At 56.2% G+C, this 21,001-nt stretch carries 14 protein-coding genes and 1 pseudogene; 11 read left to right on the forward strand and 4 right to left on the reverse strand.

Annotated features, from left to right (window positions below; genetic code table 11):
* Positions 1–34: 34 nt before the first annotated feature.
* From hemH to I6L44_RS04550, 5 genes are all read left to right on the forward strand, one after another.
* A complete protein-coding gene (hemH, locus tag I6L44_RS04530; RefSeq protein WP_201946924.1) occupies positions 35–1,009 on the forward strand; it encodes a ferrochelatase in 975 nt (324 codons plus the stop codon).
* Positions 1,010–1,043: 34 nt separating this feature from the next.
* Positions 1,044–1,436, forward strand: a complete 393-nt coding sequence (locus tag I6L44_RS04535; RefSeq protein ID WP_216953401.1) for an MAPEG family protein — start codon at positions 1,044–1,046, stop codon at positions 1,434–1,436.
* A gap of 185 nt (positions 1,437–1,621) precedes the next feature.
* Positions 1,622–2,926, forward strand: coding sequence for an inosine/guanosine kinase (locus tag I6L44_RS04540; protein WP_216953402.1), 1,305 nt, complete (start codon positions 1,622–1,624; stop codon positions 2,924–2,926).
* A 179-nt stretch (positions 2,927–3,105) separates the two neighbouring features.
* Positions 3,106–3,468: a DUF2750 domain-containing protein gene (locus I6L44_RS04545; protein ID WP_005337077.1), complete on the forward strand. Its 363-nt coding sequence runs from the start codon at positions 3,106–3,108 to the stop codon at positions 3,466–3,468.
* A gap of 175 nt (positions 3,469–3,643) precedes the next feature.
* A complete protein-coding gene (locus I6L44_RS04550; protein WP_042055706.1) occupies positions 3,644–4,138 on the forward strand; it encodes a hypothetical protein in 495 nt (164 codons plus the stop codon).
* Here the strand turns inward: I6L44_RS04550 and I6L44_RS04555 are convergent.
* On the reverse strand, positions 4,101–5,741 hold the full coding sequence (locus I6L44_RS04555; RefSeq protein WP_216953403.1) for an EAL domain-containing protein: 1,641 nt from the start codon (positions 5,739–5,741) through the stop codon (positions 4,101–4,103). The genes I6L44_RS04550 and I6L44_RS04555 overlap by 38 nt on opposite strands.
* Before the next feature lie 189 nt (positions 5,742–5,930).
* On the opposite strand from I6L44_RS04555, the gene glgC reads away from it, so the two are divergent.
* The gene (gene glgC / locus I6L44_RS04560; protein ID WP_139459496.1) at positions 5,931–7,205 is read left to right on the forward strand and encodes a glucose-1-phosphate adenylyltransferase; all 1,275 of its coding nucleotides are present in this window, start codon (positions 5,931–5,933) and stop codon (positions 7,203–7,205) included.
* Between the two features lie 84 nt (positions 7,206–7,289).
* Here the strand turns inward: glgC and I6L44_RS04565 are convergent, their stop codons facing one another.
* Positions 7,290–9,287 (reverse strand): hypothetical protein, encoded by a 1,998-nt coding sequence (locus tag I6L44_RS04565; RefSeq protein WP_216953404.1) that lies wholly within the window; start codon positions 9,285–9,287, stop codon positions 7,290–7,292.
* Positions 9,288–9,486: 199 nt separating this feature from the next.
* Positions 9,487–10,038: a lipoprotein gene (locus I6L44_RS04570; RefSeq protein WP_216953405.1), complete on the reverse strand. Its 552-nt coding sequence runs from the start codon at positions 10,036–10,038 to the stop codon at positions 9,487–9,489.
* 245 nt (positions 10,039–10,283) lie between these two features.
* Here I6L44_RS04570 and I6L44_RS04575 point away from each other — a divergent pair, with 245 nt between their 5' ends.
* Together I6L44_RS04575 and I6L44_RS04580 are read left to right on the forward strand one after the other, a co-directional pair.
* Positions 10,284–11,054, forward strand: coding sequence for a hypothetical protein (locus tag I6L44_RS04575; protein ID WP_216953406.1), 771 nt, complete (start codon positions 10,284–10,286; stop codon positions 11,052–11,054).
* Between the two features lie 72 nt (positions 11,055–11,126).
* Positions 11,127–11,369: pseudogene (locus I6L44_RS04580) on the forward strand (transposase); the annotation flags it as partial.
* A gap of 30 nt (positions 11,370–11,399) precedes the next feature.
* On the opposite strand, the gene I6L44_RS04585 reads toward I6L44_RS04580, so the two are convergent.
* A protein-coding gene (locus I6L44_RS04585) for an IS3 family transposase (protein ID WP_216954356.1) occupies positions 11,400–12,625 on the reverse strand; the annotation gives its coding sequence in 2 pieces (ribosomal slippage) (positions 11,400–12,274 and positions 12,274–12,625; 1,227 coding nt in all).
* Between the two features lie 336 nt (positions 12,626–12,961).
* On the opposite strand from I6L44_RS04585, the gene dptF reads away from it, so the two are divergent.
* The 3 genes from dptF to dptH are packed head-to-tail and all read left to right on the forward strand — an operon-like array spanning position 12,962 to position 21,001.
* Positions 12,962–14,581, forward strand: a complete 1,620-nt coding sequence (gene dptF / locus I6L44_RS04590) for a DNA phosphorothioation-dependent restriction protein DptF (RefSeq protein WP_216953407.1) — start codon at positions 12,962–12,964, stop codon at positions 14,579–14,581.
* Positions 14,582–14,583: 2 nt separating this feature from the next.
* Positions 14,584–15,912, forward strand: a complete 1,329-nt coding sequence (dptG, locus tag I6L44_RS04595) for a DNA phosphorothioation-dependent restriction protein DptG (RefSeq protein ID WP_216953408.1) — start codon at positions 14,584–14,586, stop codon at positions 15,910–15,912.
* The gene (dptH, locus tag I6L44_RS04600; RefSeq protein WP_216953409.1) at positions 15,893–21,001 is read left to right on the forward strand and encodes a DNA phosphorothioation-dependent restriction protein DptH; all 5,109 of its coding nucleotides are present in this window, start codon (positions 15,893–15,895) and stop codon (positions 20,999–21,001) included. The genes dptG and dptH overlap by 20 nt, the downstream gene beginning before the upstream one ends.

Here is a 21,001-nt window from a genome sequence, read left to right on the forward strand (position 1 = left end):
TTTTTGCATAATGACAGATAGACAGGAAGCCAACGTGACCACGAAAACCGGAATATTGCTGGTCAATCTGGGTACCCCAGCCGCACCGACCACCGCTGCCGTCAAAGCGTTCCTCAGCCAGTTCCTGCACGATCCCCGTGTGGTTGACCTGCCCCGCTACCTCTGGTGCCCGCTGCTCCACTTCATCATCTTGCCGACGCGCTCGCCCAAAGTGGCCAAGCTCTATCAGCAGGTCTGGACCGAGCAGGGCTCGCCGCTGATGGTGATAAGCAAGCAGCAGCGCGCTGCGCTGGAGCAGGAGCTCAAGCGGGAGGGGGTCGATGTGCCGGTGGAGCTGGCGATGACCTATGGTTCCCCGTCAGTGAATGATGGCTGGCAGGCGCTCAAGGCCAAAGGGGTCAACCGGGTGATCCTGTTGCCGCTCTATCCGCAATATTCGGTCAGTACCACCGCCTCGGTCTTCGATGCCTGGAGCAAGGCGATGAAGAGAGAACGCAATCTGCCGGTGGTACGGCTCATTCGTGATTATCACGCCCATCCCGAATATATACAGGCGCTAGCCATGAGCGTGCGCCGTCACTGGGAGCAGCACGGTCAGGGTGATCACCTGCTGATGTCGTTCCACGGCATTCCCGAGCGCTACGAGAACGAAGGGGACCCCTATGGTCACCAGTGTCGCCACACCGCCACTCTGCTGGCCGAGGCGCTCGGGCTGGAGGCCGGGCAGTGGACGGCCAGTTTCCAGTCCCGCTTTGGCAAGGAGGAGTGGCTCAAGCCCTACACAGACGTGACCATTGGCGGTATGCCTGCTGCGGGCATCAAGCGGCTCGATGTGATTTGCCCTGCCTTTGCCGCCGACTGCCTCGAAACCCTTGAGGAAATTCAGGTACAGAATCGGGAGATCTTCATGGAGGCCGGTGGCGAGCGGTTTGAATATATTCCGGCCCTCAACAGCGATCAGGCCCACATCAGGATGATGGTCTCGCTCATCTGCCGCGAATTGGCATGAGTGACCGGCAGTCAGTCAAACAAGGAGTCGAGTCATGGTACATATCACGCTGATCTACGCAGGCCTGCTTGGGCTGCTGTTTCTGGGGCTCTCCTTCTGGGTGGTCAAACGCCGCGCCCAGTTCGGGGTGATGATAGGACAGGGGGAGGCCCCCGAGCTGCTGGCGGCGATCCGGGCCCACGGTAATTTTGCCGAGTATGTGCCGCTGACCCTGCTGCTGATGGCGCTGTGCGAGCTCTCCGGTGCCGGTGCGCTCTGGCTGCATGCCGGTGGCGCCATGCTACTGGTTGGCCGCCTCCTGCATGCCATCGGCATCCAGATCCCCAAAGCCCCCAATGTGCCCCGTTTTCTGGGCACCTTGCTGTTCTGGCTCGCCCTCGGTCTCTTCTCGCTGCTGGCTCTGTTGCAGGGCATGGCGGCCGCCTGAAAACAGGCGCTTTGTATGCTATGGAACCACCCCGGGCAGGGTGGTTTTTTTATGGTGAAAAGGCAAACGTTTTTCCTTGCAAGCCTTGTCTATACTGACTCCATTATTTAAACAGGGCGACTTTTCGGGGCGGCGGATTGTGTTAAAATCCCGCCCCTCTTTCCCCCAGAGCACAGAACATTGCCATGAAATTTCCCGGTCAGCGCAAGTCCAAACACTACTTCCCTGTCGACAGACGCGATCCCCTGGTGCCGCAAAATCCCCTGTTAACCGAACTGGGCAAAGCCTACGTGGTCGGGATTGATCAGACCCTGGTTGATATTGAAGCCCATGTGGATGAAGACTTTCTGACCCGTTATGGTCTGAGCAAGGGGCACTCCGTCGTCATCAACGACGATGTAGCCGAACGGATTTATGACGAGCTCAAGGCCAACAACATGGTAGTGAGCGAGTTTGCCGGTGGCACCATTGGCAACACGGTACACAACTACTCGGTACTGGCCGACTCCCACTCCATCCTGCTGGGTGTGATGAGTCAGGATATTCGCATCGGCTGCTACGCCTACCGTTATCTGTGCAACACCTCTTCCCGCGTCAATCTGGACTATCTGCAGCCGGTGGATGGCCCCATCGGTCGTTGCTTCACCTTCATCACCGAGTGCGGCGAGCGCAGCTTCGGCATCAACGCCGGCAAGATGAACCAGCTGGATGTGCAGCACATCCCGGAGGATGTGATCAAAGGGGCATCTGCCCTGGTGATCACCGCCTATCTGGTGCGTGGTGACGATGGTGATCCGATGAAAGAGGCGGCCATGACCGCGGTGCGTTATGCCCGCGAGGCCGGTATTCCCGTGGTGCTGACCCTGGGCACCCGTTTCGTCATCGATGAAAACCCCCAGTGGTGGCGCGACTTCATTGCCGAGAACGTGACTGTGCTGGCGATGAACGAAGACGAAGGTGAAGCCCTGACCGGCATCGCAGATCCGCTCGGTGCGGCCGACAAGGCGCTCGATTGGGCCGACATGGTGCTCTGTACCGCAGGCCCCATCGGTCTTTACATGGCGAGCTACACCGACGAGGACTACAAGCGCGAGACCACTCATACCCTGTTGCCGGGCGTCATCCCCGAGTTCAACATGTATGAGTTCAGCCGTCCGATGGCCCGCGCCAAGTGCCGCAAACCGACCCGGATCTACTCCCACATCTCCCCGTACATGGGTGGCCCGGAGAAGATCAAGAACACCAACGGGGCAGGGGATGGCGCGCTTTCCGCCGTGCTGCACGACATGGTGGCCAACTCCTATCACCGGATGAATGTGCCCAACTCCGCCAAACACATCTCCGAGTTCCTGACTTACTCCTCACTGGCCCAGGTGTGCAAATACGCCAACCGCGTCAGCTACGAGGTGTTGGCCCAGAGCAGTCCCCGTCTCTCCCGCGGTTTGCCGGAGAAAGAGGACAGCCTGGAAGAGGTTTACTGGGAGCGTTGATCTCCTAATCTGCAAGGCGCCTCCATCGGGAGGCGTTTTTGCAGGCTAATGGGGGTTATCCCGGCTTTTTTGCCGGAATAACCCCAATATGCTTGAGTCCATGTCACTTTTGCGACACCATTTGGCCATCGTATTGTCGCCCGACAATGCCGCAGCACCCGAAAGAAAGAGAGAACCCCATGAGCATGCTTAACGACAATCTTGACGCCAATTTCCAACTGTTTATCGAACAAGTCCGCGAGTCGGGTCAGGTGTGGGGACTGCGCTATGGGGAAGACTGGGTTGTCTGCCGCTCAGCCGAATTTGAAGATGCCGACGTGATGCCGCTCTGGTCTGCCGAAGAGGACGCTCGTCTGCACTGTGTTGACGAGTGGGCCGATTACGAGCCGGAAGTGATCGATCTGGAAGAGTTTCTCGATATCTGGATCAACGATCTGGATGAAGATGATGTACTGGTTGGCCCGAACTGGAACGCCGACCTGGAAGGTCAGGAGCTCGAACCCATCGAGCTGGCCAAGGCACTGGTTGAACTGGACGCCTGAAAGCGCCTCCATTGATGGCATGAACGCACAGGCCATCGGGACAAAGACCGGCATCCGCGAAGGTGCCGGTCTTTTTTATGGTCGAATGGCCCGATTGATGAGTTAAAAGCCGATTTGCCTTTGCACCTGTCAGGGGGATGGTCCATCATCAACCTTTTGCCAAGGGAGGAGCGCCATGTTTGTATTCGACGTAACGGGAGCTGCGGGTGAGAAGGCCAGCATTCGGGTGCAGGCGCTGGATTGGGCGCAAGCCGGACCAGTGACCTTCCAGTGCGATGATGATCAGCTGGCGGTCGTGCTCCTGAGCGGTTGTCGTTGCGATGCGGTGGGCTTTTTCAACCTGTTGGCGGGGTGCAAACCGCTCTATATCGAGCAGTGGCTCAGCTATCTGCAAGAGAGCGGTCGCATTGGCAAGTGGAGCCACCAGACCGAGAGTCCCGCCGATGGGGACTATCTGGCCAGAGCCGGTCTGGAGCACGATGAGCTCAATACCCTGCTTGGCCAGGTCTATCAGGTGGCGGGGTTCAATCGCCTGCAAATCAACCGTTACCTCAAAAATCGCCACAACCCCACCACGCTGGCGACCCGTTACGATCAGAAAGAGCTGGAGCGCTATCGCCAGCTCAATGACATCATTCTGACCCTGTTGAAGCTGAAGCATCCTCAGTAAAGAGCCCCAGCTGGCTGATATCCGGTCGCAGCGGTTGCGGCCGGGCGATCAGATAGCCCTGCAAGCCATCCACATACATCCCCTGCAGCAGCTGTTTCTGGCCAAGCTGTTCTACCCCCTCAGCAATCACCTGACATCCCATCCGATGTGATACATCGACGATCATCCGCACAAACTGCTGGTTGGTCTGATCCTGCTCCAGCCCGGTAATAAGGGCAGGATCCAGCTTGATGTAGTCGGGCTTGAGCTCGCGAAACAGGGTAAAGGAGCCGATCCCCTTGCCGAAATTGGCGATCGCCGAGCGGCTGCCGTTGCGGCGCAGCAGTTCAAATACCCGCTTGGCACCGGTCAGATTGCGTTCCAGATGCTCTTCATCCAGCTCGAACACCAGATTGGCGCTGGTATTGGGATCTTTGAGCAACTGGCGGTCAAGCCAGATCAGGAAGGCGCTGTTTTGCAGCAGGTTGGGGGAGAGATTGACTCCCCAGCGACTCTGATTGGCACCAAAAGCCCGGTATTGACGCATTATATGAACAATCACCAGTTGCTCCAGCCGCATCACCATATCGAGCCGCTGGGCCATGGCAAACAGGGTGTCGGTGGGCAGGGCGGTACCATCGCTGCCGCTGAAACGGGTGTAGATTTCGTTGTAGGCCAGCATGCTGCGGTGCAGGGGCTGGATTGGCTGATAGGTGAAGCTGAGTCGCTCCTGTGCCAGCACTTCAGTCAGCACCTCGCGCCAGTGATGCTGTCCCTGCAGATCGGAGACGTTGTCATCCTGCTGGATGGCCCAGCCATTGATGGTTTCGGTCTGGGCGCGTGCCAGCGCCAAATCCGCCCTGGCCAGCACGGCTTCGATTTTCTGGCCGCTGCTGAGCTTGGTCAACCCCGAGTAACCTGTGCTCTCCAGCTCGTGTTGAGCCTGATAGTGATCGAAAGCCACTTTCAAATCCTGTCCCAGCAGATGGGGGGGAATATTGGCCACCGGTTGCACCAGCACGGCGAAATCAGCCCCCGAAATGCGATAGACCTGATTGCCCGGGAAGCGGCTCACCACCCGCTTGATAAGGGCCGCCATGTCCTTGATGTAGGCATCACCAGACTGGAAGCCGCGCTGGGCGTTGATCTTGCCAAGCTCGGTGGCGCGGATCAGCACCAGACTTGCGGTCTGGGTGTCCTGATCCCGCTGCAGCAACTCGGTCATGTCGCGGCGAAAGGCGTGGCGGTTGAGTAGTTGAGTCAGCTCGTCGGTGGTGGCCAGATTGCTCAGTTCGGTCAGCTGACGATGGGCACTCTGTTCGGCACTCTCGAACTGTTCCAGCAGCTGTTGCAGCACTTCCCGGGAGGCGGGCTCATCAAGCTGTGAGGGATCCCGGCTCCTGATGGCCTTGACCCAGGTGAGCTCCTGATGCTGGACCATGCCGTCCATGGTGCGGATGGCCAGCATTAACAACAGGATCATGCCGAGCAGTGTGGTGGCCAGAATAACTGTCAGAGTGAGCGGTGTGCTCTGAAGGGCCAACCAAACTGCTTGCAGGAGCAGCAGGGGTATGGTCACTATGGTGGCGATCATGAAGAGGGGGCGTCCAAGCTTGTGAACCATCTTTTTATCCTTGAAGTGGCTGCTTTATGAGGGAATTTTAACCAAGCTTGCGGTGCAAAGCATGCTATTCCTCGCAACTCGGTGAAAAGGGTCAATTGAAATCGGTTAAATGTGAGTGAAACCACTTTCACAGGTACCGAAACAGGCGAAGATGAGTTGAAAACAGATCAAACAAGGCAGAGGTAAATCATGTTGTTAGAGCCAGAAAATAGTGCCAAAGCACGACAATTGTTGAACCAGAGTATGGCACTGGTGCTGGCAGGTGGACGTGGCAGTCGCCTGAAGCAGTTGACTGACAACCGCGCCAAGCCTGCCGTCCATTTCGGTGGCAAATTCCGGATCATCGACTTTGTGCTCTCCAACTGTATCAACTCGGGGATCCGCCGCGTTGGTGTAGTCACCCAATACAAATCTCACAGTCTGCTGCGTCACCTGCAATCGGGCTGGTCCTTCCTGCGTTACCAGATGAACGAGTTCATCGACCTGCTTCCAGCCCAGCAACGGGTGGATGAGGTGCACTGGTATCGCGGCACCGCCGATGCCATCTATCAGAACGTCGATATCATTCGTGACTACGGCCCCAAATACCTGGTGGTGCTGGCTGGGGATCACATCTACAAGATGGATTATGCCGCCATGCTGCTCGACCATGTACGCCTCGGTGCCAAGGTGACGGTAGCCTGCATCGAAGTGCCGCGGGCAGAGGCATCCGCCTTCGGGATCATGGATATCGACGAGCAGCGCAAGATCCGCGCCTTCGTCGAAAAACCGGCCAATCCGCCTGCCATGCCGGGTTGCGATGACCGCTCCCTCGCCTCCATGGGGATCTATATCTTCGAGGCGGAGTACCTCTACCAACTGCTGGAGGAGGATATTCACAATCAGGACTCCAAACACGACTTCGGGATGGACGTGATCCCCCGCATCGTGGAGGAGGGGATGGCATTTGCTCACCCCTTCAACATGTCCTGTGTCGGGGCGCGCGAGGGGCAAAAGCCCTATTGGCGTGACGTGGGTACGCTGGACTCCTTCTGGGAAGCGAACATGGATCTCGCCTCCGTGCTGCCCGAGCTCGACATCTACGATCAGAACTGGCCCATCTGGACCAGCCAGACCCTGACGCCACCGGCCAAGTTTGTGCAGGATCGCAATGGTCAGCATGGCATGACCATCAACTCCATGTTCTCGGGCGGTACCATCGTCAGCGGGTCGTTCGTGCTCAACTCGGTGCTCTTTACCAATGTGCGGGTGCACTCCTTCTGCACCCTGGATCAGGCCATCATCTTCCCCGGGGTCGAGATTGGCGCCGGTTGCCGTCTGCGCCGGGTGGTGGTGGACAAGGGATGTGTGCTGCCCGATGGGCTGGTGGTGGGCGAGAATGCCGATGAGGATAGCCGCCGCTTCTACCGCTCCGAGCAGGGGATTGTGCTGGTGACCAAGGAGATGTTGGACAAGCTGGTTTGAGGAAAGTCCTTGAAACTGTGTCAGACGCTGTAATGCAAAGGGAGCCAAGTTGGCTCCCTTTTTCATGCTGGTGAATGGCGAGGATTATTCGCTAACCACCGCTTTGGCGGCCATCACCATGGCGGTGCCGTGCTTGCCACCGGCGGCGGTCACTTGCGGTACGCCATCTTCGTCGGTGTCGCTACCGGCACCTTCGATGATGTTCTCGCCGGAGTCACCGATCCACTCGGCCATCTGCATGCCACCGTTGACGGTGCCACGGAACCAGCTGACGTACTGACCGGTCAGCTTGGCCAGCTCCAGCTCGGGCGCCTTCTCGGCCCCTTCGTTGCGCAGGTTCAGCATGGCAGAGCGCAGGGCGCCGGAGATGGCAGCCTGGGTCCAGGGGGTGTATTCACCCTGTTTACCCGCCAGCCAGGTGCCCGCCTTGGCATTGAAGTAGGCCTTGTCGGCAGCGACAAACAGCTCGCGGGCGGCGGTGCGGTACTTGGCATCCGAGGTAGCGAGGAAGGCGGCAGTCAGACCACGGATGGCTGCGAACTGTGCATCGATGGAGTGGCCGGCATCGAGCTTGCCACCCAGGGTGATGCCGTCATGCACCAGACCATTTTTGCCCTTGAGGTTGGCAAGGATGAAATCGGCCTGTTTGCGGATAAGCTCAAGCGCCTGCTGACCCTGCTGGGTCTTGAGGTTCAGCTCGCCATTGTCACCGGCGGCGTAACCGACCGGCAGCGCATCCTGAGCGCGCTGGAAGATCTGCAGGGCGACCAGTGCGTAAGCGGCGTCAAAGGTGGTGACGTGCTTACCCTGTTTGCCTGCCTGCCAGCTGTCGACCAGGGTGCCAGCCTTGGCATCAAAGTGCAGGGCAGCCAGGTTCTTGAAGGTGAGGTTGGAGAGATTGATCGCCAGCGAGAAGGCATCGCTGCCCGCAACGGCTTTGTCCAGGTCATTGGTCTTGTTGGCAGCCGGTGCGGTGGCAAACGGCGCACCGTCAAACACGGCGTGGAAGGCCGGGTTCTGGTTGGTGTTGGCGCTGCGCTGATCGCTGAAGGCATAGAACTCGGAGAGCGGCCACAGCATCATCCAGGCATCGCGCAGCTGGGCGGAACCATCCACCACCTCCAGCTTGCCGATGGCACCGGCATCGTTGTTGCTGGTTTCGGTCACTTTCACCTGATGGGGGAAGTAAATCACGCCCTTGGCCGGATCGTACTGCGGGGTGATTTTGGCGCCCAGTTGTTTACCATCGAAGCCGAGCTGGTTCTGCATGATTGCCAGCTTGTCGATGGATTGCTCGGTCAGCATCATGCCGTTGAAGCCGTCAGCGGCAGAGACGCCCAGCTTGTGCTTGCCATCCTGATCCATGGTGGCGGAGGCGGCTTCTACCTCTTCATCGGTCTCGGCCACGTGCATGCCGCCGAGGAAGTCTTGCGACCACATCACCTCTTTGAGCAGGATGCCGCCCACCGCTGCGGGCACCAGCAGGTTGTCGCTGCCGCTCCAGCGCAGGGTGCTGTAGTCGCGGAAGTAGGCGGGCACCTGGGTCTTGACGGTTTTCTCGGTCCCTTTGGCGGTCTTGATGGTGATCTGGTCGCCATTGACCGGGGTGGCGTTGACGGCCTGGGCAAACTCCGGATTGGCGGAGGCGTAGGGCAGGGAGAGGGGATACATGCCCTGCGGCACTTCATCAGCCGGGAAGCCAACGGCATCGGCCATGGCCAACACCCGTTGCCCCAGAGAGGCCATGGTGCCACCACGGGCCAGGTTTTGCGGCCCGTTCACCAGATGTGGGCCCATGCCGGATTGGTAGTTGAGGGCGTACATCGCCTCTTCGGAGTATTCGTAGGATTCGATGCCGGCAGCGAAGTCGAACGGAGTTGGTTCATCGGCACGGTTGGCATCCAGCACATCCAGATCCAGCCCCAGTGCTTCGGCTAGCGGCTCGCCAGAGAGCTCGAATTCGGTATAGGCCAGCATGTTGGCGGCGGTATTGAATGTCTTGTCTTCGACCTTGACGGCAGCGTGTGCGGCGCCGCTGATCAGTGCGCAGGCGATCGCCTGAACCAGTACGGTTTTTCTCATGTCCCTTCTCACCATTGGTTGGTTTTATTATTGACGCTTCTCATGACGAATCTAAATGAGAATGGTCTGCATTATGCTGTGTTGGAGGGGACTTGAGAAGTAAAAAACCGCCCCATTCGGCTGCACGTTAAACCGGATGTGCGTTGTCGAAGAGGGCGGTTATCTGTTTATTGCGATGAAAGTGCCAGTGCGGCGGTGATCAGAGCAGCTTGAACGGGATGACCAGACGGCCCGGCTCTACCTTGAGGGCTTCAACCTTGTCCTTGATCCTGGCTTCGTTCTTGCGGCTGCTGTCGAGGCGGTAAACCGGGGTCTGCGACAGGAACAGGGAGAGCGACTGATTGAAGGTGGGCAGCAGTGGGGTGAGGGCGGCCCCGATATCGGCCGGCTCGGTCTTGACCGAGATCAGTTCAAGGTCGCGCAGATAGATGGCGCCCTGATCGGCCACATAGTCGGGGCGGGCACTCAGGGCAAAGCGGATCTTCATCTGCTGGCTGCCAAGGGGGCTGCTCACCTGCAGGTCGCCAGCGGCATCCAGCTCGATGCGATCTGCTTGTTTGCGGCCGATACGGCTCTGCATCTCATCCAGACGGATCTTGCTCGACATGATGCCGGGGATCCCCAGCTGTTTTTCAAAAGAGACCTGATCTTTGAGGTACTGGTTGATTTCGGCCTCGCTGACATTGTACTGGGTCAGGGAGCAGGCCCCCAGCAGCAGGGCGAGGGGGAGTAACAACAACTGTTTCAACATGATGGATTCCGCTTGGGCAACTATGATGGCGCTATCTTACGCGATAACGGGCGTGGAATGAGAGCCTCATACCGTGGGAAATCACGGAGTTGCTGCATTCCCGATTGTTTTTTGGCAACCGCCGGGTTCATCATCGACGAGTGAGCGGAATAGGGCTGAGCTGTTGGCTGCGGGCGTAGGTCTACGCCTTAAGCAGAGAGAAGAGCACAGAGAGCGAGAAGAGCAAAGAGAACGAGGAGAGCGTAATGGTTCGGATGGGCAAGGTTGGCTGCAGGGCGCTGCTGTGGCTTGGCTGCATGATGGGACTCTGGAGCCCATCGCTGTGGGCCGAGGTGAAAGTGATCCCGGTATTCGAGGCGCAGGCCGCGGTGCAGACCCTCAAGGAGATCTATCCCCAGCTTGGGGTGAGTGCCATGGGTAATCAGCTGGTGCTGAGCGGGACGCCAGCCCAGCTGCAGGAGGCCGAAGCCACGCTGGCGCAGATCAACCAGCCACCGCAAAGCCTGCTTATCGAGTGGCGGGTCGATGGTGCCGCCAGCGGTCAGCAACTGGGAGGCTCAATCAGTCGCGACGAGGTCAAGCGGCAGTGGTTGCTCGATGGCAACTCCCAGCAGTACCAGCGCAGCCAAAACGACAGCTGGCAGGTGCGCGGGCTGTCGGGCCGTCCCGTGCTGCTGCAGATGGGCTCCTATCAGCCGGTGACTTTCTACCAATGGAACGGGGGCGCCGTAGTGGGGATGATGCCGTTGGTGAACGGCCTCTATGCCACGGCCACCTTGATTGGCGATCGGGTGCAGATTGCGCTGAGCAGCGAACAGGCGAGGCTGGATCAGGGCACCATCAATCGTGGGCAGAGTGCCACCGAGGTGAGCGGGGCCCCAGGCCAGTGGCTGACGGTGGGGGAGCTCTCGACCAGCTCGGCAGATCAGGGGAGTAGCCTCGGCACCCAGCTACAGGGCGGACGAGGCAGCCAGAGCGAGCGCCAGACCCTGCAGATCCGGGTCACCCGTCAATAAGCAATGTAGTGGTCTAATCATCCCGGACACCATTTTAGGTGGTACAGTCGCCACCATGACCTGAGGTGTTCAATGACAAGATTACGTCGCTCATTTACTGCCGCATTCAAACTCGAAGCCGCATCCCTGGTGCTCGACCAGGGATATTCTGTCCCTGAAGCCAGTCGTTCACTGGATGTCGGTGAAACCATACTTCGCCGCTGGGTTCAGCAACTGCAATCCGAACGCAGTGGCACTCCGGAGCAGCAGAAAATCCATGAGCTGGAAGCCCGTATCAACCGGCTCGAACGTGAGAAGGACTGTCTAGTCCTGAAATAGGTTTACACATTTTCAACTGGCATTTCTCTACTCAGAACCCCTATGTACCGCATCGGGGGTTCTGTATTTCAATGCATAATGCGGCCGTTCCACGTTGTAAATATTCACAGCTTCACGCACCATTTCCCGCGCTTGCGTCAAATCCTGCGGGCTTTGCAACAACAACTCTCCTTTCAAAATCCCGTTCACCCGCTCCGCCAACGCATTCTGATAACAGTCATACCCATCCGTCATCGAGCATTTCACCCCGTACCGTTCATGTAATGACTGATACAGCCCCGAGCAATACTGCACGCCGCGGTCTGAGTGATGGATTAGCTCCCCGCTGCCACACCGTTGCTTCAGCGCTTTCTTGAACGCCATCGCCACAGATTCGGCGTGCATCCCTTCGTGCACGTGATGGCCCACTATCTTACGTGAGTAGGCATCCGTCACCAGGCTCAGGTACAGCGGTCCGCTCCTGGCTGGCAGATAGGTGATATCAGCGACCCAGACCTGCTCCGGGGCCACCGGTGTGACCTGCCCTGGCCCCGCCTTGAGCAAGTTGGGATGACGGTAGAAACGGTGAAAACTGTGGGTGGTCTTGTGATACGCCCGCTTAGGTTGCACTAGCAGGCGGTGCTCGGCCAATATCTGAAACAGCCTGTCCCGCCCTACCTTGAGCCCGCCATCATCCTGACCCTGGAGCAGATAATGCAGCTTGCGAGTGCCCACCCGAGGTTGTCGCAGTCGAACCTGACGCACGAAGCGCACCACCTGCAGCCCTTGAGCATGGCGCTCGTCGGCGACTCGATTGCGCTTGTAGTAAGCCTGCCGGCTTATCCCCAGAAACAGGCAAGCCCTGACGATGGTCAGCTTCTCGACTTGCCGCTGCGAGAGGACTTGCCGGGTCGCTTTTTTACGATGGAGACGCCGTAGTCATTCTTCAGTACATCGACGACGGCCTCAAAGAACTGGGCCTTCTGACTCATCAGCGCCAGCTGTTGCTCAAGTTCCTTGATGCGCTGTTCGGGCGTCTGGTTGTCGGGGTCAGGCATGGTGATGCTCCTGCCGGCGCGCACAGAAGCCCCCTGGCTCCAATCTTGCCGACCATGTTTACGTAACCATACCAGAATGGTCGAATTGCCCTGAATGCCATATCGGGCTTGTGCTTGCTGGCAACTGAGCTCGCCTTTTTCAATCTGCTCGACCAGTGCCAGTTTAAAAGTCAGCGAGTAATCGCGCTGTGTCCGTTTCACACCTTGTCCCTTCAGGACGGGACACTAACCAAGTGTCCGGATTTAGTTGACCACTACAGCCTGCTAGAAAGCACCAAGTGTAGCGTTCATCTGGGGTAGAGAGGAGGTAATGACATACAGGTTGATTTGGGAAAAAACGGCATGAAAATCTCAAGAGTAATGCTATTTGTGCTGAGGGAAATTTAGACTAATAGCTGAATAAGTGGACTATGTGCCTGTATAAGATAAAAACAAATGTGAGTTCAGATTTGACGAACGTCAAGGATTCATACAAAGACTCATCCTTTCTTGTAGTCTCCCAATGATTCAATCAGTTAGTATCGGTCAGATATGAAATGATAGGGTTATACCGTGAGCACAATCTCCCTTCGCAAGGCCCTCGGGGTTTTGGCTAAATCTTCTTCCTTCTCGGTCAAGACGACAACACAACGTCAGAGAGATCTGTTTGATGACCTCAAGGATTATCTCTACGTTACACCCGAAATCGAGGATGATTTTGAGACGTGCCTCCGTTCATTGCAGCCTGGTGAGTGTGTGTTTTTATGCGGCAGTAGTGGTGATGGCAAATCTGAAATATTGTCACGTAGCTATGACCAATATAAAAACAGATATACCTTCCATCTGGATGCAACCCATAGCTTTTCGCCTCATCAATCAGCAATCGATGCGCTAAACGAACTCTTTGATCGTGCAGGAGATGGGGCTCAACCCCTGGTGGTTGGTATCAATATCGGTATGCTGGCCAACTTTGCCAAAGAAGGGGCTGAGCGGCACAGTGAGTTGCGTGGCGTGATCGAGCGTTTTTTGGATAGTGGCGAGAGAACGCAAGGGGCATATCACTTTCTGGATTTCGAGTCCTATCCAAAATTTCGTTTTAATGATGACGCTGGCAGCTATTCAAGCTTTATGCGTCAACTGCTCAAGCGGTTAACTCAGCCAACCGATGACAATCTGTTTCATGCTATTGCCCTTGCAGATGAGCAACGCCAACGCGACATGCGCCTCATCGCCAATTTCAGGCTGTTGGCCAATGAGCACGTGCAAGAGATTATCATTACCACGCTGTTCAAAACCCGTTTGATCAAGGATCAATTCATTACGACTCGCGCCTTGCTGGATCTGTTGCATCAGCTTCTGGCCGGGGAGCATTACCTCTTTGACAACCTGTTTCTGGCTAAAGACAGCGAGCTAAGCCTGCGTCTTGCTGACTTTGATCCTGCCTTGATTCATACCCAAGCGGTAGACCAGTTTGTGCTGCGTTATGAGCTGAATCTACCGGATGAGGCGCTGGATGCCTTTATGGTCGAGCTGGCAAAACTGGGGCTCATATTCAACGAGCCTCGTGATAAAGCGGGTCAAGCCGCATCCCTTCTGCGCCTTTTTTATCTGCTTAAGGACTGTGAGCTTGGCAATAACTACCATCACCAATTCAAAGTCGATTTTGAAGAGCAGGTACTTGAACACTATGCCACTGTCTGGCTGCAGCATAGTCAGTATCTTGGGGGGGGTGGAAGCCAGCTGGCCTTGCGCAATTTCTATGTGAAAGCGCTGATCCCGGCCATTTTTGTCTATGCCAACCGCAATGCCCCTGAGTTGTCAAAGCGTGAGCTTTCTCTTGGTCAATTTGGCCAGTGTCATGTCGCGGCACCTGTCGAGCTCAAAGCTGATTACAGCGCAATTCAGCGTCAGCATGTCGAGAAGCACGATCATTTCAGCGCCTATCTGAAGGTTGATGATCAGCCCTTGGCACCAATGGCAATCAACCTCAATCTGTTTGAGCTGATCTGCAAGCTCAACAACGGCTATCGGCCAAACAAGTACGACAAGAATGCCATCGTGTTGCTTGATGAGATGGTTGAACAAATCCGCGCTGTCGCTAAAAAGAGCCCTGTTCTTCATTATTACGAAGGTGATCAGCATTACCGTCTTGGTTTGGATGACGGCATGATCACTGTAGAAGGAACCAGATAGTCATGTCTCTGTATCCAATTCCTGTCGGATTAGCTCCGGTTGATAAAAACAAGCTCACTAACTACTGGCCCATTCGCAACAAAGGCAATGAGTTTGACTGGGATACCGTGACCGGAGTCGTGCTGGGGCTTTCCTTGCGCAAGCAGGTGACTGCCTATGAATTTGAGCAATTTAAGGAGGAGTGCAAAGCCCGGTTTGTAGACAAGCTCGACGATCCTGATTTTTGGCTGGTGCTTGAACGAGCCTATTTTTCAAATGACTCACTCTTTCACATATCACCGCTGTTCCTGTTGTTTAAGGCCAAAGGGAAGAAGATCGGACAAGCCGATCTCAGCGCACCAGATACGCGGTTGTGCAAATTGTTTGCAGGTCTGTTGGGGGATTTTTTCCTTGAAGATGCGCTCGATGACAAGCTCAACTTTGTCGAGCAAGAACTGTTGTCAGTTCTGCAAGGCAAGCTGCAAAGTGGCAGCCTGGTAGGAAATAAGGATGAGCAACCTTATCTGCCTTTTTTGAATGCCGTATTTCGTGAAGATATTCGCTTTTTGGCTGCACATCCCCAATACCTGCTGCAAGCCTTGCCTGGCGCACTCAAGCTGTATGCCTTTGCTTACTGTGCTCAGCTGGCACTGAATGTGACCGACTGGCAACATGAGCCCCAAAGCAAGCCTCTTTACTTTATTCTCGATTCGGAAAAGGCCAGCTCTGAACGTACTTCGGTAAAGCGTTCTGGCTACAAGCTGCTGGCAGCTGCCAGCGAGCGGGTTTTCCCGCTGCTTTCCGCCCTTGACGTGCTCCAGTTGCCGGGGGATGCCAAGAAAAGACCGCTCTGGCAGGTTTATCACGATGCCACGCAATATGCTGACCAGACTCAGTTGCTGGAAGATTTGAACAACTATCTACAGGCCTTTAGAGATAAGCGCGGGTTACGGCCTGAGCGTCCTCTCACAAACAGCGTGGCAGAAGCCTTTGAGCAGCTCAAAGAGTTGGCTCTGGAGCAATTCCGTGATGCCAATACCTCCCGTGGCGGCGTGAACAAGAAATATGTCAAAGAGCTGGAAGAGAAGCTGCTCAGTGATTTTATTCAGGCCCGGGGGGCCGCTGGCCGTACCCTGGTGCTGAATCAGGATCAGCTGTTGCTGTTGACCAATCTCACCATCGGCAAGGCCGACAAGCTGCGCCTGCACGATCTGCGCAAAGGCTTCGAACAGCGCGGTTTTTATCTTGATAACCAGTCATTGCAGCGACTGGTCAGCTTCTATGAGCGCATGGGCAATGTAGAACGAATGAGTGATAGTGGAGACGCCGTATATGTCCGCAAGACCCTTTGAGCATTTTCTGGCCGAACGTTTTATCGAGTGGGTCAGTGCCGACATTGAGCCGGGCTCTCGTTACCAGTTCAAATCCCCCAGCGCAGAAAACGGTCTGGTGCTCTATCAGTCACTGGTGACCTTTGCTGCCACAAATACGCTGGCTACGGCCGATGGCATTGACCTGCCGTATATAGAGTGCAATGGCGTGCGGGTTTTACCTGTGTTGCATGGTGAGGCTCCGGGATTTACCGAAAACTACATTTCCCGTTTGCGTGATCTGGTCGCAGGGCGCAGTGCAGAATTTGAAAAAGCAGCCCTGCTCATTATCCACAACAGCATGCTGGATACTCTGATCAACAGTGCCCTTGATTTGGGGGCGCCCGGTGCTATCTGGCATCCGGATAGTCTCTCGCAGCAGCTTGGCGTGCTGATAGATGTTGGCAGCAGTAACAAGGAGCTGTCAGCCTGCCTGCTTGAAGAGCAACTGGCCCTCATCACCGAAGAGGGGGCGACCGTGTTTGGTTTTGCTCCTCTGTTCAGTGCACTTGATCAAGATGGGGAACTGAAGTTTGATGAGCTTCAGCTATTCAATGACCCGGTCATTCGGAGCTGGAGCGGCAAGAAGGCCCAGATCAGCAAGCGGCTCCAAGCAAACCGCAAGCTGCGACGCGAGATTGAAGATGCGGTTGAGCATTATGATCTCGATCAGCTCGAGAGTGTCCTGAAAGAGTTCAGCGCCAAGTTTATCCGCCAGCATTTCCAGGATGAGAGCTGGCGTGAGCTGGAATTCGAGGCCTACCTCAAAGAGATTGAAGCCAACAAAGCGCAAAAGTTGCTATTGGAAGAGGTGGCTGTTGACAGTGGTTCGCTGCAACAAAGAGCCAAAAGCCAGAGCAAGGCGGGGCAGCGCGACCTGAGCCTGCTGATCCAGCTCCCGCCGGGAGAGAAAACCCTCAAACTTTCTTTTACCTTCATCGGCAATGATCTGGACGAGAGCCAGTTTAAGCTGATGCACAATGGGTCGCTCAAAAATTCGGTCACTTATTCTGTCAGCCGTGTCGGTGGTAAACGCTGCTGGGCGACGGTGACCTTGCCCGTCACAGGAGAACCCACCTTTTTTAGCCTTGAGCTTAAACGCGATAACCGCTCTGAAGAGTACAAGTTCCGCTGTCTGGTGGTAGAGCAGGGAGATTTCTATTTCGATGAGTTGTTGCACTGCTTCCGAGTGGATGCGGGCAAGAAGTGGCTGACCCTGCTGCTGGAAGAGAACAAGTTCAAGGTCAACTCAGAGCAAGACGCCATCATGCATCTGGCTGACGATGAGGGTGAAGTGGACTGCAGCGCCTGTGGCTGGGTGAACTTTGATGCGCTGGCCGAGCAGAGCGAACAGATCCAGTTTGAGCTGGTCAATGGCGAGCGTCGCTTGCCCATCAATATTGAAGGACCGGCCGCCGATGAGAGTATTTGCGTTCCGCTGCTGTTTGACCGGGATCGCTTCGCCAAGCTGCTCAGAGATGACCGTAATGCCGAGTATCTGCGGGCCAAAGGCAAGATCATTTTCGATAACAGCGAAAGTGGTGTGGTCGGGATCCGCCAGCAGCTGCTGAACCTCGAAGCTCGGATGGTTGATGAGCGGGCCTTGTATATCGGTCTGACTGCCGATCCAATGCCACTTGCGGCGATTAGTGCAAGGTTCCCTGATTTACATGGCGCTTATGCCGCCCTGTTTGACTATCTGCAACACAAGAAAACATTGCCGAGCCTGGTGGCCTGGGGCGATAGCTATTGCGCCCTGGTACAGCGGGTGCTGGATGCCTACGAAGCGGCATTAAGCGAGATACCGACCAATGCGGTGTTGGCGCTCGAGCACAAACAGCTGATGCGCATTGGCCTGTGCCGCCAGGATGAGTGGCAACGCCTTAGCCCGCTGCACCCCTTGGTACTTGCCTATCACCTGCAACTGGTGGCCGAGATAAAAGCCGATCGCGATGAAGATGGCGTCAGCTCTTTTGCCGAATTGGCAGAGGTGACCCGCGAGCGCCTGGTTGCATCTGGCTTGCTGCCTTTCGTCTATGACAATGACTCTGGCTACGCCCATCTGCTGCCGGTGCGGGAGAACAGCTTCTGGCTCGATGTGGTGCCACAAAAGCAGGAGAGCTACAGCTACATCAAGCGTTTGGTGCGCGACAAATTGGCCGAGTTTACCCAGGCCTATTCCCGGCTGTTCAGTGCCGGGGCCAAGAGCACCCTGATCGTCAATGCTATCAATCAGGCGAGTGCGGCAGAGCTCTTCCTCGGTTTGATCGAGCACTTCAAGCTGCACAAAGAGCAGGCGATCGCCATTCATGTGAACTTCTACGATGAGCGGTTGCAATTCAATGACTTCGACCGCTTTGCCGAAACGGCCGCTTATGACGAGCTGAAAGCCTGGCTTGGCTTGAACACCACTGCGCTGCGCGCTGAGGCCGATATGCTGATCGACCTGATCCGCTGCCGCCTGACCTACAGCAAGTTCACCCTGCCCAACGAGCGCGAGCAGTTTGCATATGCCCATCTGGCGTTCTTCCGTAACCAGGAGCCGGTAGAGTGCCATCCCATCAATACCGATGAAGCTCTGAGTGGTGTGCTGTGTGATGGCTTGATCGCCGGGGAAGCGGCCGAAACGAAAGGGGCGGCCTATTTCACCGCCTTTGGTTTGCGTGGCGTGCCCTATCAAGGGGTGCAGTCGCTGCGGGTGGCTCGCCTGCTGGGCAACCTGTGGCAACCGGCCAGCCAGAGCAATGCCCAGTATCTGGAAACCAGCCTGGGGCTGGCGGTCAGTGCTGATTTCAAGGCACTGCTGACCCGCTCTTATGACAGCGCACTGTGGACCACCATCATCGATCCCAAGGTGACTCTCGATTTCTTCACCAGTCAGCAGGATGTGGTGCTGATCCACTACTCGGATCAATACACCAGTGCGGCCGGTTATGACGCCATCACGGTGACCAAGCAGGTAGACCTCTTTAAACGCTTGCTGCAAAAAGAGGGTCACGGACAAGGGGAGACGCTGCTCTCCGAATTCAATGCCTTCAACGGCGAGTGGCTGCTCAAGATGCTCACGGCCAACGACAAGGAGCGCAAAGAGAAGAACGGCATCATCGGTGCTTACAAGTTTGTCTCGGCCTTGTTGCGGCATTCTGATATCTGCTGGGTCCCCCTCTCCGTGGCCGAGATGATCCGCGTCTCTGGCAATGTTGGCCTCAAGATGAGCGACAGCGAGTTCTCCCGTCAGGTGCATGGGTATCGCAAAGGGGCCATTTCCGATGACGTGCTCTTTGTCGGCTTCAAGGGCAAGCAACTCTATCTGCTGCCTCTGGAGGTCAAGACCGGTGTCAGACCTGACTTTGCCTATGCCGGGCAACAGGCGCTGGAGCTTAAACGTTACCTGATGGAAGAAGTACTTGGCCCCAACACTCTGGCCGCACGGCTATACCGTGGTCTCTTTATTCGCCAGGTGCTGATGCAGGTCGACAAGCTGTGCCTCTATCAGGTGATGCAGCCTGCACAGCTTGCACCGCTGTTGACCGAGCGGGAGTGGTGGCTCAAAGGGGAATATACCTTGGCTAGCGTGCCCGACTATCCCGAAGGCTTTGTGGTCGCCCATATCGAAAACGACAGCTTCTTTGTTCCTCACTACCAGATGACCGAGCGGGGGGTATTGCAGGTTGAACTGCCCTACGCCTTGCTGGGTAGCCTTATTCAGGCCAGCAGCGCCCCTGCGCTTGATGAGCTGGTGACCCTGTGCCACGTAGATAAACAATATCTGCTGGGGCACAGAGAAGAGGTGGCGGAGCCTGAATCTGGCTCTCAACCGCAGCCAAAAGAAGGGGGCAATCAGGCGGTGGATATGGCGCCATTGGCACCAGCCACTGATACCCAAAACACCGATCCGGTTACCCCAGTAGCGGTGGAAACCGGACTGACCATCGAGCCGACAGAGCCCATGCGTATCCTGTTTGGCCACGAGGCGCTGCGGCAAACGCCGCTCTATTGGGAGCCGACCAATACAGCCCGCTTTATGAATACCAATACCGGCATCATCGGCACCATGGGCACCGGCAAAACCCAGTTTACCAAGTCGCTGATCACCCAGCTGATGCGCCAGCAGGACAACAACGTCGAGGGCGCACGGATCGGCCTGCTGATCTTCGATTACAAATCTGACTATGTGGATGATGCTTTTAGCGAGGCAAACCAGAGCAAGCGGCTGCGGTTGTATCGCCTGCCGTACAATCCGCTCTCGCTCTATGGCGATATGCCGATGTTGCCGGTGCATACCGCGACCGGGTTTGCCGAGACCCTGGCCAAAGCCTTTGGCCTCGGGCCCAAGCAGCAGCTGCGGCTGCGCAAGTTAATCCTCGATGCCTATGAGCTGGCTGGGATCAGCAGAGCTGACGCCAGCACCTGGTCAAGGCCTGCGCCTACCTTGGCCCAGGTATGGGATCTCTATCTTGATCAGGAGAAGGTAGAAGAAGACTCTCTCTATGCGGCGCTCGACTCGCTGGTCACTTACGAGATCTTTGAAACCATGCCGGATGAGGTGAGCTCCCTGTATGAGCTGCTCGATGGGGTGACGGTGATCGAACTGGCGGGCTACTCACCCCAGATCCAGAACCTGGTGGTAGCCCTGACGCTGGATCTCTTCTATTCGCAGATGCAAAAGCGCGGCAAACCGCAAGTCAACGGCGATTATCGCCAGATCACCAAGATGATCCTGGTCGACGAGGCCGACAATTTCATGTCGCAGGACTTCCCCAGCCTGCGCAAGATCCTGAAAGAGGGGCGCGAGTATGGGGTAGGGGTGATCCTCTCAACCCAGGACTTGAGTCACTTTAAAACCGGGGAAAACAACTACGGCTCTTATATTTTGACCTGGGTGGTGCATCGCGTCGCCGAGATCAAGAATGCCGATATCAAGGCTATCTTTAATAAAGATGATAAGACCGAGCAAGAACAATTAATGGAAACCATCCGCAAGCTGGATAAGCACTTTAGTCTCTATATTGATGGGGATAAAAAGGTATCTATGATGCGGGATCGGGCATTTTGGGAAATATTGAGGTGA

This window comes from Aeromonas sp. FDAARGOS 1414 (assembly GCF_019047065.1).
GTDB lineage: Bacteria > Pseudomonadota > Gammaproteobacteria > Enterobacterales > Aeromonadaceae > Aeromonas > Aeromonas veronii_A.